Source organism: Plantactinospora sp. A48, assembly GCF_055793945.1.
Genome location: NZ_JBTIXF010000012.1, coordinates 51,800 through 67,804 on the forward strand (window position 1 = coordinate 51,800; position 16,005 = coordinate 67,804).

The window sequence follows — 16,005 nt, forward strand, 5'->3', positions numbered from 1 at the left end:
GCTCCCTGCCTCGCTCTGCCGGCGGGCCGGGGCCCGCGACGGTGTGTTTACGGAGGCGGACGGGAATCGAACCCGCCCGACCCGGATCCCGGGCCGCACCGGTTTTGAAGACCGGGAGGGGCACCAGCCACCTGAACGCCTCCGTCGATCACCTAACCACACCGGATCCCCGGCGGCTGGGCGGGTTACAGCGGCTGGGTCACTGCGGCTGGGCGACGTCCACCATCCACCGGACGCCGAACCTGTCGACACACATGCCGTACATGTCGCCCCACATCTGCTTCTCGAACGGCATGTGCACGGTCCCGCCGTCGGACAGCTTCTCCCAGACCTCCTCCAGGCCCTCGCCCGGGTCGCCGCTCAGGCTGCACGTGATGGTGTCACCCGGGTTGAACGACATGCCGGGCGCGATGTCGGAGGCCATCAGCAGATAGCCCCGGTCGGTGCTGAGCATCGCGTGCATGATCTTGTCCGCGATGGCCGGGTCGGGCGCACCGGACTCGCCGAACGTGTTGAGCCGGAGTTCGCCGCCGAACACCGACCGGTAGAACTCCATGGCCTCGCGGGCGTTGCCGTCGAAGGTGAGGTACGGGTTGAGCTGGGACGCCATCGCGGGGCTCCTCCTGAGTAGGTGACTGATCCTGAGTAGGTGACTGGATCGCCCCGCACGTTAGACCCACCCACCGACACAACCGAGCGCTTTCGGGGATACGGGCACCGTCGCCGCGCCGGCGCCACCAACCCGGACGGCGCGGCTGTCGAAATCGCGCCGGCCGTCCGACGTAGGGGTAGCACAATCCTTGTCTCGAGGAAGGACGACCATGGCCCAGTACGCGGTCCTGATCTACGCGGCGAGCTCGATCGAAGGCGCGGACACCGACCAGGAGGATCTGCAGGAACACGACCGGTACGCGAAGGAGTTGGCAGAGTCCGACTGCCTGCAGGCCGCCTTCGCGCTGGAACCGGCCTCGACCGCGACCGCCATCCGCGGCGGCGCGATGACCGACGGACCGTTCGTGGACGCGAAGGAGGTCGTCGCGGGCTTCTACGTCATCGAGGCACCGGACCTGGACGCCGCCCTGCGGATCGCCGGGCGCAACCCCGCCACCCGGCAGGGCGGGGGTGTCGAGGTACGGCCGGTCGCCGGCGGCTTCGTACGCCCACCGACGCACCGGTGACGGACCCGGCTCCCGCGCACGTCCGCGAGGCGGTCGCGGAGGCGCACCGTCGCGGCTGGGCCGTGGTGCTCGCCGCGACGGTGCGGGTCGCACGGGATCTGGAGCTGGCCGAGGAGTGCGTGCAGGACGCGTACGCGGGCGCGCTGACGGCATGGCCCGCACGAGGCGTTCCCACCAGTCCGATCGCCTGGCTGACCACCGCGGCCCGCCGCCGGGCGATCGACGCGGTCCGCCGGAGACGGGTGTTCCGGTCCAAGCTCACGCTGCTGGTACGCCCCGACGAGGCGGCGGACGGGCCGGTCCTCGACGATCCGACCGACCATGCCCTGGCGGACCTGGCGGGCGTGGTGCCCGACGAGCGGCTGCGGCTGATCTTCATCTGCTGCCATCCGGCGCTGGCCCCGGACGTTCAGCCGGCTCTCGCGCTGCGGCTGGTGTGCGGGCTGACGACCGGGGAGATCGCCCGGGCGTTCCTGGTCGCGGAGCCGACGATGGCCGCCCGGTTGACCCGGGCGAAGCGGAAGATCTCGGCCGCCCGGATCCCCTACCGGGTCCCCTCGGCCGCCGACCTTCCCGAGCGGCTGCACGGGGTCCTCGGGGTGATCCACCTCCTGCTCACGACCGGACACACCGCCCCGTCGGGGCCGTCGCTGGTCCGCCCCGACCTCACGGGCCAGGCGCTGCACCTGGCCCGGATGCTGCACGGCCTGATGCCCCTGGAGCGGGAGGTGGCCGGCCTGCTCGCCCTGGTACTGGTCACCGAGTCCCGGCGCGGCACCCGGGTCGACGCCCAGGGCCGGTTGGTGCGGCTGGAACAGCAGGACCGGTCCCGGTGGGACCGGTCCGCGATCGCCGAAGCCGACGCCCTGATCGTGACCGGGCTGCGAGCCGGGCGGCCGGGGCGCTACCTCCTGCAGGCGGCGATCGCGGCGCTCTACGCCCAGGCGCCCACCTTCGAGCAGACCGACTGGCCGCAGATCGTGTCGCTCTACGACGAACTACTGGCGGTCTGGCCCTCGCCGGTCGTCGCGGTGAACCGCACGGTGGCGCTGGCGCAGGTCCACGGGCCCGCGGACGCGCTTCGGGAGATCGCGCGCCTGGAAGAAGGCGGCCGACTCGCCGGCTACCACTACCTGCCGGCGATCAAGGCCGAACTCCTCGACCGGCTGGGCCGGACCGCCGAAGCCGGGCTGGCCTACCGGCAGGCGTTGGGCCTGACCGGCAACGGAGCCGAGCGGGAATTCCTGACCCGGCGGCTGTCCGAACTCGATCGGCTCTAGCGGGTGTCCGGGAGTCACCGGCGGATCATCCGGTGCGGGGCGGCGGCACGGGGCTACCCGGTGTGCTCCGTCCCGGCCCGGGCCAGGCGTTCCCGCTGCGGCACCACGGTGTATTTCGGGTCGCGGGCCGAGGCCACCCCACCGTGGAAGATGCCGAACCGGGTCGCCACCGAGGCGCCCAGCAGGACCGCGCCGGACAGCGCCGACACCAGCCGGCTACGCCGGCCCAGCACCGCGCCGGCCACGCCGAGCGCGGTCAGGTTCCGGCCGGTCCGCAGCAGCCGCCCGGCCCGGCCGGTCCGGTACGGCTCGCTGAGCAGCCCGAGCCGGTGCTCGACCCGGTGCGCGGCGGCCAGTTCCACCGCGGCGCCGGCCACCGCGAGCCGGCGGGCCGGCCCGGCCTGGTCGGTCGGGGCGGCGAGCAGGCCGATGCCGGCGCCGCTGGCCAGGGCGCTGCCGGCGAACACGAACGGCAGTTCGGGGTACGCCTCGTGCCAGGACGGCACCGCCGTGTCCGCCAGCAGCACCCCGGTGTACGTGGCCAGCACCGGGGCGGTGGCCGCGGCCAGCAGTCCGGCGGCGGCGCCGGCCGGGGGTAGCAGTCGGCGGCCGAGGCCGAGCACCCCCCGGTCCGGCAGTGCCGGCGCGAGTTCGGACACCGCCGCGACGCCGGCCGCCGGACCGAACGCGGCGAGGACCCAGGTGCCCACCGACATCGGCGAGGTCGGCTTGGCCACCCGCAGCATGTGGTGGAACCGGGCCGGCCGGCCCAGGTCGTTGACCAGGAAGTAGGTGCTGGCCCCGATGGCCGCCAGCGCACTGTACCGGCCCGCCCGGCGCACCGCCGGGCGGCCGGTGAGCTGGCCGCCGGCGGCCAGCAGCGCCGATCCGGCCGCCAACCCGCCGGTGAACAGGTACGCGGCGATGTCCCACTTCCACACCGGCGCCTTGAGGATCGGGCGGCCGTAGTAGGAGGTGAACTCGGCCGGCGGCACGTTCAGTGCTTCTCCACCGCCCCGGCGCTCTCCCCGGCCGCCGCCGGTGTTCCGGGGGCTCACGCGGACCGTCCCGAGAAGGCCACCACGACCGCCGCCGCCATGGTGAGCGCGGCCAGCCCGGCCCGCCGCCACATCTTCGGCAGGTCCCGGGTGGTGACCACCGGGTCGGGTGGCAGGCCGTACACCTCGGGCTCGTCGAGCAGCAGGAAGAACGCGCCGTCCCCGCCGACCCCGTCGGTCGGGTCGTGGCCGTACAGCCGGGCCTCGGTCACCCCCGCCGCACGCAGCGCCGCGACCCGGTCGGCGGCGCGGTCCCGCAGCTCGTCCAACGGGCCGTACTGAATGGACTCGGTCGGGCACGCCTGGGCGCAGGCCGGGGTCATGCCGGCCCCGATGCGGTCGTAACACAGCGTGCACTTCCACGCCCGGCCGTCCCCGGCACGCTGGTCGATCACGCCGTACGGGCACGCCGGGATGCAGTATCCGCAACCGTTGCAGATGTCCTCCTGCACCACCACCGTGCTGAACTCGGTGCGGAACAGCGCGCCGGTGGGGCAGACGTCCAGGCAGGCCGCGTGGGTGCAGTGCTTGCAGACGTCGGACATCATCAGCCAGCGGAAGTCGCCGCGTTGCGCCGCCCCGGTGGCCCGGCCCGGCGGCTGCGAGCCGGGCATGCCGAGGAACTCCGGGCCGCCGGACGGGCCGAGGAACTCCGGGCCGCCGGCGACCCCCGGTCCCGGTGCGGGCGTCGTTGACGGCGGCGCAGGCAGCGGCGCTGACCCAGGCGACGGCGCTGACCCAGGCGACGGCGCTGCCTCAGCCGATGGCGACGGCGCTGGTTCAGACCCAGGCGGCGGAGGTCCGGCCGGGCGGGACTGCTCGACGAACGCCACGTGCCGCCAGGAGTTCGCGGTCAGCGCCCCGGTGTTGTCGTACGACATGCCCAGCAGGTCCAGGCCGTGCTCCGGCACCAGGTTCCACTCCTTGCAGGCCACCTCGCAGGCCTTGCAACCGATGCAGACGCTGGTGTCGGTGAAGAAGCCCATCCGGGCCGGCGGATCCGGGTAGCCGGCCTGCGCCGCCGGATCCGGCTGGTGGTCGCCGCGGCTGGTGACCTCGGTCATCGCGTCAACCCTTCCCGTCGCCGTCGGCGGCGTCCGTGCCGGCCGGCCGGGACCGCTCCGGCCGGTCAACCCGGCCGGCGGTGTCGGCCCGCTCGGATCGGTCAACCCGGCCGGCGGTGCCGGCCGTGACCACCGGCGAGCCACCGGTCGACCCGGCCCGGTTCCGGTAGTCGGCCACCAGGTCGAGCAGGGCCCGACCGGTCGGCCGGCGGCCCGGTCGGATGTCGCAGGTACCCACCTTGCTCTCCTGGATCAGCACGTTCGGGTCCAGGGTGATGCCGAACAGGTCGTTCGCCGAGTCGCCGCGGACCAGTCCCTCGTAGCCGAAGTGGTACGGCAGCCAGATCTGGTGGATCTCCCGGCCCTCCACCCGCAGCGGGCGGAGCCGGTCGGTGACCAGCACCCGGGCCTCGATGGCGGCCCGGGAGGAGATCACGTGCGCCCAGCCCAGGTGCTCCAGCCCGCGCTCGGCGGCCAGCTCGGGTGACACCTCGACGAACATCTCCGGTTGCAGCTCGGCCAGGTGCGCGACCGTCCGGCTCATCCCGCCGGCCGTGTGGTGCTCGGTGAGCCGGCTGACCGTGAAGACGTACGGGAAGACGCCGCCGTGTTCCGACGACGGGCTCGGGTTGATCGGGTTGTCCGGCCGGTCGTACGTCTTGCGGGTCGGGTTGGACTGCTGGCCGTACAGCGGGTTGCGGACCGGGGACTCGGCCGGCTCGTAGTGCGTCGGCAGCGGCCCGTCGATCAGTCCGGTCGGCACGTACAGCCAGCCCTTCCCGTCGCCCTGCATGATGAAGGCGTCGTCACCGGCCAGCCCCGCCGGCCCGGTCGCGTCGTCCGCCGGACGGTACGTCGGCGGCTTCGTCCGCTCGAAGTCGGGTACGTCGTGACCGGTCCACTCGCCCCGGTCGGGATCCCACCAGACGTACCTCTTCCGCTCGCTCCACGGCCGGCCCTGCGGGTCGGCGGAGGCGCGGTTGTAGAGCGTGCGCCGGTTGGCCGGCCAGGCCCAGCCCCACTCGGCGGCCACCCAGTCCTGCCCGTGCCGGGATCTGCGCCGGGCGGCCTGGTTGACCCCGTCGGCGTACACGCCGGTGTAGATCCAGCAGCCGATCGCGGTCGAGCCGTCGTCCCGGGCCTCGGTGAACGCCGACAGCGGGCGGCCGGTGGCCACCTCGTACCCGTTGATCTCGGCCAGCACCGTCTCGGCGCTCGGCTCGGCGTGCGGACCGTGCGTGGGGTAGTCCCAGGCCAGGTCCAGGATCCCCCGGTCGCGCGGCTCGGTGGAGCCGGCGAGCTTCTCCCGGATCACCCGGCCGAGGTGGTAGAAGAACCACAGCTCGGAACGGCAGTCGCCGGGCGGGTCGACCGCCTTCTCCCGCCACTGCAGCAGCCGCTGGGTCTGGGTGAAGGTGCCCTCCTTCTCCACGTGCGAGGCGGCCGGCAGGAAGAAGACCTCGGTGCGGCACTCCTGCGGCACGATCTCGCCGGTGGCCACCTCGGGGCCGTTCTTCCAGAACGTCGCGCTCTCGATCATGAACAGGTCGCGGACCACCAGCCAGTCCAGGTTGGCCATGCCCAGCCGCTGGGCCCGGCCGTGCGCCGAGCCCACGGCCGGGTTCTGGCCGAGCAGGAAGTAGCCCTTGACCTTGCCGTCGATCATGTTGAGGACGGTCTGGTACGTGCCGTGGTCACCGGTCATCCGGGGCAGGTGGCCGTAGCCGAAGTCGTTCTCCGCCGTCGCGGCGTCGCCCCAGTACGCCTTGAGCAGGCTGGTGGCGAACGCCCGCGCGTTGCCCCAGAAACCCTTCTGACCCGGGTGCCGGATGCTGTCCACCCACTCGTCGAAGGTCGGGTGGTCGGCGTGGTGCGGCATCGGCAGGTAGCCGGGCAGCAGGTTGAACAGCGTCGGGATGTCGGTCGAGCCCTGGATGCTGGCGTGGCCGCGCAACGCGAGCACGCCGCCGCCCGGTCGGCCGACGTTGCCCAGCAGCAACTGGATGATGGCGCCGGTGCGGATGTACTGCACGCCCACGGTGTGCTGGGTCCAGCCCACCGAGTAGACCAGGGCGCCGGTACGCTCCCGGCCCGAGTTCTCGGTCCAGGCCCGGCACAGTTCCAGGAACCTCTCCCGCGGCACGCCGCAGATCCGCTCCACCATCTCCGGGGTGTAGCGGGCGTAGTGCCGCTTCAACAGCTGGTAGACGCAGCGCGGGTGCTGGAGCGTCTCGTCCCGGTCGACCTCGCCGCCGACCGGAGCGCCGTGCGACTCGTGCCGCAGGCCGGCCGCGGTGTCCCGCTGGGTGGCGGTCTCGTGCTGGGAGGCGGTCCCGCCGTGGCCCTGGTACTGCCAGCTGCCCTGGTGGTAGGAGCCGGTCTCCGGGTCGAAGCCGGAGAACAGCCCGTCCAGTTCGTCGGTGTCCCGGAAGTCCTCGCCGACGATGCTGGCCGCGTTGGTGTAGGCCAGCACGTACTCCCGGAAGTCCAGCTCGTTGTCCAGGATGTACCGGACCACGCCGCCGAGCAGCGCGATGTCGGTGCCGGCCCGGATCTGCAGGTACGAGTCGGCCAGCGCGCTGGTGCGGGTGAACCGGGGATCCACGTGGAAGACCTTGGCGCCGCGCCGCTTGGCCTCCATCACCCACTGGAAGCCGACCGGGTGCGCCTCGGCCATGTTGGAGCCCTGGATCACGATGACGTCAGCGTTGGCGAGGTCCTGCTGGAAACCCGTGGCGCCGCCGCGACCGAAGCTGGTCCCCAGACCGGGGACGGTGGCGGAGTGTCAAATCCGGGCCTGGTTCTCGATCTGTAGCGCCCCCATCGCGGTGAACAGCTTCTTGATGAGGTAGTTCTCCTCGTTGTCCAGCGTGGCGCCGCCGAGGCTGGCGATCCCGAGCGTGCGGCGCAGCGGCCGGCCGGCGTCGTCGGCGTCCTCCCAGGTCTGCGCGCGGGCCGCGATCACCCGGTCGGCGATCATGTCCAGCGCCGTGTCGAGGTCCAGGTCCTCCCACTCGGTGCCGTACGGCCGGCGGTACCGCACCTTCTGCTGGCGCAGCTCGCTGGTGACGAGATTCTTGCTGGCCGAGCCCTTGGGGCACAGCCGGCCCCGGGAGATGGGGCTGTCCGGGTCGCCCTCGATCTGGAGGATCTGGTTGTCCCGGGCGTACACCCGCTGGCCGCAGCCGACCGCGCAGTACGGGCAGACCGAGCGGGCCACCGTGTCCGCCTGCTGGGTGCGTGGCGTCAGCTCGGCGGAGCGCTTCGACTTCGCCGCGGTCCCCCGGCCCAGCGGGTCGGTGCCGGTGAGTTGTCGGTAGACCGGCCAGCCCTCGATCCAGGTCCGGACGCCCACCCGGCACCTCCTTCGACCGTCGCCGGCTTCGACCCTCCGACAATAGATCAGGCCGGCGGGTGCCGCAGCGCCGGTGCACCGAGGGTACGACGATTGGGGCAGAAACCGGTTACAGTGCTCGGACCGGACCAACCGCGTGCAACCCCCCCGGAGGTGCCTGTGCCGACCCACCACCCGCAGCCCCCCGACGCCCGCACCGACTGGGCGACCCGGATCGCCCGACGCAGCGACGGGGACGGGGCGTTGCCCGTACCCCGGCTGTCCCCGCCGGACGGCCTGACCGCGACCGCGGGCGTCGGCCACGTCCGGCTGTGCTGGCGACCGGTGGACGGCGCCGTCGGCTACCTCGTCCACCGGGCGCCCGCCGTGGCCGGCCGGCCCGACGGCCCACTCGTCCCGGTCGACCATCTCGGCGGCGACGTCCTCGCGGTGCCCGACCCGTGGTACGTGGACACCACCGGCGAACCCGGCCGGACCTACGCGTACGCCGTGGCCGCCGTGCCGGAGGTGACGGTGACCGGTCCCCTCGGCCCCACCGTCACGGCCGCCGCCACGCCGGCCGGCGACCGGCCACCGGTCGTGGACCTGCGCCTCGACGCCGACGGCGCCGGCCACCCGCTGCACCGGCCGTGGCAGCCGATGATCGGCAGCGAACGGCTCTCCCAGTTGCTCTGCCGGCACACCTCCGGCGGGCGGGAGATCGGCCCGGAGCTGCTGGCCGCGCTGCGCCGGGTCCGCGAGGAGATCGGCGTGGCGTCCGTGCGGGCGCACGCCGTCCTGCACGACGACCTGGGCGTGTACCGGGAGGTCGACGGCCGGCCGAGCCACGACTTCCGCCGGGTGGACGAGGTGTACGACCTGATCCTGTCCGTCGGGCTGCGCCCGGTGGTGGAACTCGGCTTCATGCCCCGCGACCTGGCCAGTGATCCCGAACGCACCGTGTTCGAGTACCGGGCGATCATCTCCCCACCCCGCGACTGGGACCGCTGGGGTGACCTGGTCCGGGCGCTCGTCGCGCACCTGCGCGAACGGTACGGCGAGCAGGTGCTCGACTGGGACTTCGAGGTGTGGAACGAGGCCAACCTGGAGGTGTTCTGGTCCGGCACCCGTGAGCAGTGGCTGCGGCTGTACGACGTGACCGCGCGGGCGGTCAAGGACGTCGACCCGAGGATCGCGGTGGGTGGCCCGTCCTCGGCGGCGGCCGGCTGGGTGGACGCGCTGCTGGAGCACACCGCCCGCACCGGAGCACCCGTCGACTTCGTCTCCACGCACACCTACGGCAGCCCACCGCTGGACCTGCGGCCCACCCTCGCCCGGTACGGTCGGCCCGACACCCGGATCCTGTGGACCGAGTGGGGCGTCACACCCACCCACTTCAACCCGGTGAACGACGGCGTCTCGGCGGGCACCTTCCTGCTCAGCGGGATGCGCTCGGCCGCCGGGCGGGTCGACGCGCTGTCCTACTGGGTGGCCAGCGACCACTTCGAGGAACTCGGCCGGCCACCCCGACTGCTGCACGGCGGGTTCGGCCTGCTGACCGTCGGCGGGATCGCGAAGCCGCGCTACCACGCGCTGCGGATGCTGGCCCGGCTCGGGGACACCGAGCTGCCGGTGACGGCCACCGGTGACGGCGCGGACGGGCTGGTGCACAGTTGGGCCAGCCGGCACGCCGACGGCGGCCTCGCCGTGCTGGTCTGGGCGGACACCCTGGACCAGTCCAAGCGGGATGGTGACCCGGCGCTGGCCCGCCGGATCCGGCTGGTCGTGACCGGCGCCGCCGGCCGGCCGGCCACACTGAGCCGGCTCGACCGCGAGCACGGTGACCTCACCACCCTGGCCGACCGGCTCGGGGTGGGCGACTGGCCCACCGAGGCGCAGTGGACGGCGCTGCGCGCCGCCGACACCCTGCCGGTCGAGCCGATCCGGCCGGCCGTCGACGGCCCGGACGCGGTGATCGAACTGGACCTGCCCCAGCCGGGCGCGGCACTGATCGAGATCGCCGGAGCCTGAGTGCTCGGGAACGGAGATTGGGAAGGGCCCCCTGCTATACAGAAAGCGATAACAGGGGGCCCTTCCTTTCCGTCCTTCCTTGCTCCGCTAGCTAGCGCAGTTGGGGCAGCGCCTGGTCGGCCGGCACGTTGAACGTCTCGCGGGCGATCAGCGGCCGGATCCGGCGTTCGAAGTTCGGCGACACGAAGGAGCGGCGGATGACGTCGTGGCCGAGTTCGTTGCCGAGCGCCCCCATGATCATGGCCTGGTCGAGCGAGAGGTGCCGCCGGGCCACCCTGCCGCTGCCCACCGCGACCGCGTCGTAGAAGCCGCCGGGGCCGTACGAGTCGAAGTCGGCCCGCAGCCGGGCCAGGTTGGCCACAGCCGGTCCCTTGGCGTACGGCAGGGCGAGGAACACCGCGTGCGGGGTCACCACCCCGTCGCCGTAGTCGGGCGCCGGACCGGCCGGGCGGCAGTCAGCGAACCCGGCGTCGTACTTCGAACCCTCGACGTCGGACGGGTACCCGTCGCTGTCCATGCCCATCGCGTCGACGCCCCAGGCCCGGTAACCGCCGGCCGGGTCGCTGGCCGGCGAGAAGCCCCAGTAGCCGTACCCGGCGTCGGTCATCCCGTGCTCGATCTGGGCGGCGACCGTCGCCGGGTGGTTGCGGCCCCAGCTGTTGGGCGCCCACCGCTGCTCGGGCACGAACAGGTCCGGCATCAACGCCTCGAACATGTCGCCACCCCAGCTCGGTACGAACTGGATGCCCCGGTAGCGGTACGCGCCCTCGTACACCGGCACGCCCGCGTAGCTGGTGTCGAAGCCGACCGGCCGCATCTCCTGCCAGCCGTAGTCGCAGGTCGGCGGCAGGGTCCGCATGGTGTGGTAGTACGCCTCCGGCGGGATCTGCCCCATCGCGATCCCCAGGTACGTCGTCATCCGTGGTTCGGTGACCGTGATGTCGTAGTGGTTGCAGGTGAACCACACGCCGTCGCGCTCCAGCGAGCAGCCCGGCGGTGCCGCGTCCCAGAAACCGCCGGCGATCAGACCCTTGACCCCGTACGGGGTGCTGGCCGCCGGGTTGTAGTAGAACCCGAAATCCATCCTGCCCAGGATCGCGTCGGCCTTCCCGCGCAGCTCCGGCACGGCACCCCGCACCACGTTCAGCGCCGCCGCCAGCCAGCCGTTGTCCACGCTGGACAGGAACGGGTGGACGGTGCTGCCGTCCTCGGGCCAGACCGTGACGACCGAGCCGTCCCGGGGGTCGTACCAGTTGTAGAACATGCCCGAGGCGGTGTGGTGCCGGAGCCGGGCGAGCGTGTCGAGGGTCCGGGAGACCCGGTCCCGGGCCTCGGTCCGGGAGATCAGGCCGAGTTCGCGGGCCGCCACCGCCGACCAGAGGTAGCCGCCGATGTTGGTCGGTGAGGTGTACGTGGAGCGGCCGGCGCCGGACAGGTCACCGGGGATGTTGTCGGCGACCAGGCCGGTGCCGGGATCGGTCATGGCGACCATCGACCGCCAGGTGTCCCGGGCGTAGCCGAGCAGCGCCCGGTCGGCGGCCAACTGGGCCGGTGCCGCCACGGCGGCGGAGCCGCCGGCCAGGGTGAGCGTCAGCGCGAGGAGCGGTGCGAGAAGTCGTCGCATGGGTCTCCTTGTCCGGGTTGCGGGATCACTTGAGGCCGGTGGTCGCGATGCCGCGCAGGAAGTGCCGCTGGAGGAGCAGGAACACGACGAGCACCGGCAGCACCACCACGACCGCGCCGGCCAGGAGCAGACCGAAGTCGGTCTTGTTCTGGCCCACGCTGTAGAGGGCCAGGGCGACCGGCAGGGTGTACCTGTCCTCGGTGGTGGCGACCACGAGGGGCCACAGGAAGTTGTTCCAGGACGCGAGGAAGGTCAGGATCCCAAGCGTGGCCAGGGCCGGTCGGCACAGCGGCAGCACCACCCGCCAGAAGATCCGGAACTCGCCGGCGCCGTCGACCCGGGCGGCCTCGATCAGGTCGTCCGGGATCGACTGGAGGAACTGCCGCATGAGGAACACCCCGAAGGGCCCGACCAGGAACGGCAACACCAGACCGGCGTACGTGTCGGCCAGCCCCAGGTTGCTGATCAGGACGAACTGCGGGACGAACGTCACCATCCCCGGCACCATGAGCATGCCGAGCACGGCCAGCAGCAACGCCCGTTTCCCGGGAAAGCGCAGCTTGGCCAGCGCGTACCCGACGAGCGAGCAGAACAGCAGGTTGCCCGCCGTGACCAGGGTCGCGACGAGGGCCGAGTTGAAGAAGTAGAGCGGGAAGTCGAGCCGGGAGAACAACTCGCGGAAGTTGTCGAGGGTGACCGTCCCGGGCCACCAGGTCGGCGGCACCGCGCGGATCTCCCGTTCCGGCTTCAGCGACGACAGCGCCATCCAGACGAACGGTCCGGCGACGGTGACCAGGGCGAGCGTCAGGACGACGTGGAGCACGGCCCGGGCCACCCGGTCCCGGGTCCGGAGCGCGGGGTTCGACGGGTTCATCGTCCGCTCCTGTCCCCGAGCAGGCGGAACTGCACCACCGACAGCGCCACGATCGCCAGGAAGAGCACGTAGCTGGCCGCCGCGGCGTAGCCGTAGTTACCGAAGCCGAACTGGTTGTAGATGTGGAACGAGACCGACAGCGTCGAGGACAGCGGGCCGCCCTGGGTCATCACGAACGGCTCCTCGAAGAGCTGGAGATACCCGATGCCGGTGACCACCCCGCCGAACAGCAGCGTCGGGCGCAGCATCGGCAGGGTGACGTGGCGGAACTGCTGCCACCGCGTCGCGCCGTCGAGCGTGGCCGCCTCGTACAGGTCGGCCGGTATCGCCTGGAGCCCGGCCAGGAAGATCACCATGAGGAAGCCGAAGTTGCGCCAGGCCGCCATGACGATCAGCGACGGCAGCGCCAGCCGGCTGTCGAACAGCCAGCTCGGCCCGTCCACCCCGACCAGTCGCAGCAGGTTGTTGACCAGCCCGATCTCCGGGTCGAGCAGGAAGCGCCAGACCACCGCGATCGCCACGATGCTGGTCACGACCGGCAGGTAGAAACCGACCCGGAACAGGGCGCGGAACCGGACCAGCCCGGAGTTGAGCGCCGTCGCGGCCGCCAGCGCCAGCAGCATGGTCAGGGGTACGCCGATGACGACGAACACCAGCGTGTTGACCGCCGCGCGCCGGAACAGGTCGTCGGAGAACAGCCGGGTGTAGTTGTCGAGGCCGACGAAGTTGACGGCGAGCGGATGTCGCAGGTCGGTCGAACGCAGGTCGGTGAAGCTCATGGCCAGCGAGACCACCACCGGCAGCGCCATGAACCCGACGAACAGCACGGTGAACGGCGCGGAGAACGCCCAGCCGGTCAGCGCCCGCCGCAGGCGCTGCCGCGACCGGACCGAGGCGGCGGGACGGCCGGGGCCGGTCGCCCCGGCCGGCCGCGGCGGCGCCACGGGAGCGCTGGTCATCTCAAGCCCCGGTGCCGATGCTGCTCGCCTTGCCCTGGATCGCCCTGGCGGTCGTGGCCGGGTCGGTGTTCTGCTTGCACAGCTTCTCGACCTCGATGTCGAACGCGGCCGCGATCTGCTCCCAGGTCGGGATCGCCGGGGGCGCCTTGGCGCTGCCCAGCTGCTGGCCGAACGCGGCCAGGAAGGTGTCGCCGGACAGCGTCGGGTCCTTCCAGGCCGACTGCGCGGCGGGCAGGTCCTTGACCGCCGCGTACCACTTGACCTGCACCTCTGGCCGGCTCAGCCACTGCACGAACTTCCAGCCGCCGTCGCGGTTGCGGGCGTCCTTGAAGACCCCGACGTTGCTGCCACCGATGAACGAGGTCGAGGACTTCCTCGTCGGCATCTGCGCGACCGCGTACCTGTCCTTGAAGCCCGGGCCGCCCTGCTCCTCGATGATGCCCATGTGCCACGGCCCGGAGATGAACGCGCCGATCTCGCCCTTGACGAAACCCGGTTCGAGGGCGCCCTCGGGCAGGGCGGTCGGGGACAGCCCCTCCCGGAAGAAGGACTGGTAGTAGTCGAGTGCCTCGGTCAGCTCCGGGGTGTCGAAGTTCAACCTGTCCTCGCGCACCACCTCGGCCCCGTTGGACCAGGCGAACGGCAGAACCGACTGCCAGCTTCCGGTCTTGCCGGGCTGGAGGTTGAGCCCCCACTTGGCGCCGGACTTCTCCTTCATTCCCTTGGCCATGGCCTTCAGGTCGTCCCAGGACCTCGGGCCGGCCGGGAATCCCGCCTTGGCCGCCAGGTCCTTGCGGTAGTAGATCAGCCGGGTCTCGACGTACCAGGGAACGCCGTACGAGGTGTTGTTGACGACCGTGCTGTCCCAGGCGCCGGTGAAGAAGTCGTCCTTGGAGATCAGATCGGGCGGGGTCGGATCGAGTGCGCCGCTCTTGGCGAACTCCCCCTGCCAGGTGGTGCCGATCATCGACACGTCCGGGGTCTGCTTCGCGGCGATGGCGCTGGCGATCTTCTGGTGCGCCGCGTCCCACGGCACCGCCGTCACGGTGACCTTCGCGTCCGGGTTCTCGGCGGAGAACTGCTTCGCGAAGTCGGCGAGCTTCTCGCCCTCGGTGCCCATCGCCCAGACGGTGATCTCTCCGCTCGCCTTGCCACCACCGACGGACTTCGCCGTCTCCTGTCCACCATCCGCGTCCCGGCCACAACCGGCCAGTGCGACCGACGCGGCCACGGCAACCGTGACCGCGGCGGCGAACCGCCTGCTTCTCATGTCGTACCTCCCAGGGGGTTGGGGGTCATTCCGGGGATCTTGTCCGGGCAGCCGCAACTGCCGCGCAGGACGAGTTCGGTGGACAGCACGAGGTCGCCGGTGGCCGGTTCGCCCCGGTCGTCCACGGCCTGCAGGACCAGCCGGGCGGCCTCGGCGGCCAGCTCACGGATCGGCTGCCGCACCGTGGTCAGGCCGGGCGTGACGAGCGCGGCCATCGGGGCGTCGTCGAAGCCGGTGACGACCAGGTCCTGCGGCACCCGCAGGCCGCGACCGAGCGCGCCGAACAGCACGCCGAGGGCGGTCTCGTCGTTGGCGCAGATCACCCCGCTGGGCCGGTCCGTCAGGTCCGTCCGTTCGCCGGACCGGGAGTCGGTCCGCAGCAGCCGCTCCACGGCCAGTACGCCGTCGGCCTGCTGCAACCCGACCGGTACGGGGTCGGCCGGCCGGGGCAGGCCCAGCTCGCGGTGCGCGTCGAGGAACCCGGTCCAGCGCCGGGTGACGTCCGGGGATCCGTCGGGGTTGCCGACGAAGACCAGCTTCCGCAGCCCGTGGTCGGCCAGGAGGTGCCGGGTCAGCCCGGCCATCGTCGCGGTGTTCTCGGCCCGGACCGAGGGGATCGACCCGGGACCTTCCCCGGCCACCACGACCACCGGCACCATCTCGGCGAGCCGCAACAGCGCCGTGTCGGAGATGGTGCCGCCGAGCACGGCCACCCCGTCGACCCGACGGCCCATCTCCAGCACCTGGGCGTCGGAGTCGTCCCGTAGGTGGGTACACAGGATGTGCACGCTGGCCCGCGATGGCACGGCCTCGGACTCGAAGCCCTGGATGAGCTCGGTGAAGTACGGGCCGGACAGGCCGGGGAAGACCAGCCCGAGGGCTCCGTGCCGGCGGGCCGCGAGCGCCCGGCCGAGGTGGTCCGGGCGGTAGCCGTACCGCTCGATGGCCTCCAGCACCCGGCGGCGCATCTCTGGGGAGACCTGGCCGGTGCCGTTGGAGACCCGGGAGACGGTCGCGACCGACACACCGGCGAGCCGGGCGATTTCCCGAACCGTCACACGGCTGTTGCTCATGCCCACCCCGATTCGTAACGTGTATGCGACAGAAACCGGTTTCAGCGACCATAGGCAGCAGAGACGAAGTTCACAAGTCCCGCGTCCGCAATCTCCGCTCAGCGGGAGACCTGCACTATATGCGGCTTCCCTTGGCCCACCCTGAACGCCGCCCGACGGCCGGTCGATCGGCCAGGTGGCCGGGCACGGGGCGGCCCGGCGGCCCGCGACACCGGACGGCCTCGGGGCACCAGGCGGCCGGGCCAGCGCGCGCGACGTGG

Annotated in this window: 11 protein-coding genes, 1 tRNA gene and 1 pseudogene; 3 read left to right on the forward strand and 10 right to left on the reverse strand. The window is 72.2% G+C overall.

The features are described from left to right. Positions 1-50: 50 nt before the first annotated feature. Positions 51-143 (reverse strand) — tRNA-Sec (locus tag ACXN5W_RS09230). Positions 144-199: 56 nt separating this feature from the next. Continuing rightward, a complete protein-coding gene (locus ACXN5W_RS09235) occupies positions 200-610 on the reverse strand; it encodes a VOC family protein (RefSeq protein WP_473157759.1) in 411 nt (136 codons plus the stop codon). A 211-nt stretch (positions 611-821) separates the two neighbouring features. Here ACXN5W_RS09235 and ACXN5W_RS09240 point away from each other — a divergent pair, with 211 nt between their 5' ends. Together ACXN5W_RS09240 and ACXN5W_RS09245 are read left to right on the forward strand one after the other, a co-directional pair. Next, complete coding sequence (locus tag ACXN5W_RS09240) at positions 822-1,178, forward strand: YciI family protein (RefSeq protein ID WP_473157760.1); 357 nt, start codon at positions 822-824, stop codon at positions 1,176-1,178. A gap of 65 nt (positions 1,179-1,243) precedes the next feature. Beyond that, entirely contained in the window at positions 1,244-2,458 is a 1,215-nt protein-coding gene (locus ACXN5W_RS09245; protein ID WP_473157844.1) for an RNA polymerase sigma factor, read from the forward strand. A 53-nt stretch (positions 2,459-2,511) separates the two neighbouring features. Here ACXN5W_RS09245 and nrfD read toward each other — a convergent pair whose 3' ends face one another. The 3 genes and pseudogenes from nrfD to fdh form a co-directional block, all read right to left on the reverse strand. Next, positions 2,512-3,516, reverse strand: coding sequence for an NrfD/PsrC family molybdoenzyme membrane anchor subunit (gene nrfD, locus ACXN5W_RS09250; protein ID WP_473157761.1), 1,005 nt, complete (start codon positions 3,514-3,516; stop codon positions 2,512-2,514). Next, entirely contained in the window at positions 3,513-4,580 is a 1,068-nt protein-coding gene (locus ACXN5W_RS09255) for a 4Fe-4S dicluster domain-containing protein (protein ID WP_473157762.1), read from the reverse strand. Before ACXN5W_RS09255 ends, nrfD begins: the two co-directional genes overlap by 4 nt. Before the next feature lie 108 nt (positions 4,581-4,688). Beyond that, positions 4,689-7,935: pseudogene (gene fdh / locus ACXN5W_RS09260) on the reverse strand (formate dehydrogenase); the annotation flags it as partial. A gap of 159 nt (positions 7,936-8,094) precedes the next feature. Here fdh and ACXN5W_RS09265 point away from each other — a divergent pair. Continuing rightward, positions 8,095-9,945, forward strand: coding sequence for a GH39 family glycosyl hydrolase (locus ACXN5W_RS09265; RefSeq protein ID WP_473157763.1), 1,851 nt, complete (start codon positions 8,095-8,097; stop codon positions 9,943-9,945). 91 nt (positions 9,946-10,036) lie between these two features. Here the strand turns inward: ACXN5W_RS09265 and ACXN5W_RS09270 are convergent, their stop codons facing one another. Genes ACXN5W_RS09270 through ACXN5W_RS09290 form a run of 5 tightly spaced genes read right to left on the reverse strand, consistent with a single transcriptional unit; the run spans position 10,037 to position 15,745 of the window. After that, on the reverse strand, positions 10,037-11,569 hold the full coding sequence (locus tag ACXN5W_RS09270) for a DUF3131 domain-containing protein (RefSeq protein ID WP_473157764.1): 1,533 nt from the start codon (positions 11,567-11,569) through the stop codon (positions 10,037-10,039). Between the two features lie 25 nt (positions 11,570-11,594). Continuing rightward, positions 11,595-12,443, reverse strand: coding sequence for a carbohydrate ABC transporter permease (locus ACXN5W_RS09275; protein ID WP_473157765.1), 849 nt, complete (start codon positions 12,441-12,443; stop codon positions 11,595-11,597). After that, entirely contained in the window at positions 12,440-13,402 is a 963-nt protein-coding gene (locus tag ACXN5W_RS09280) for a carbohydrate ABC transporter permease (protein WP_473157766.1), read from the reverse strand. The genes ACXN5W_RS09275 and ACXN5W_RS09280 overlap by 4 nt, the downstream gene beginning before the upstream one ends. Position 13,403: 1 nt before the next feature. Further along, positions 13,404-14,672: a sugar ABC transporter substrate-binding protein gene (locus ACXN5W_RS09285; RefSeq protein WP_473157767.1), complete on the reverse strand. Its 1,269-nt coding sequence runs from the start codon at positions 14,670-14,672 to the stop codon at positions 13,404-13,406. Then, on the reverse strand, positions 14,669-15,745 hold the full coding sequence (locus tag ACXN5W_RS09290) for a LacI family DNA-binding transcriptional regulator (RefSeq protein ID WP_473157768.1): 1,077 nt from the start codon (positions 15,743-15,745) through the stop codon (positions 14,669-14,671). Before ACXN5W_RS09290 ends, ACXN5W_RS09285 begins: the two co-directional genes overlap by 4 nt. Between the last annotated feature and the right edge of the window lie 260 nt (positions 15,746-16,005).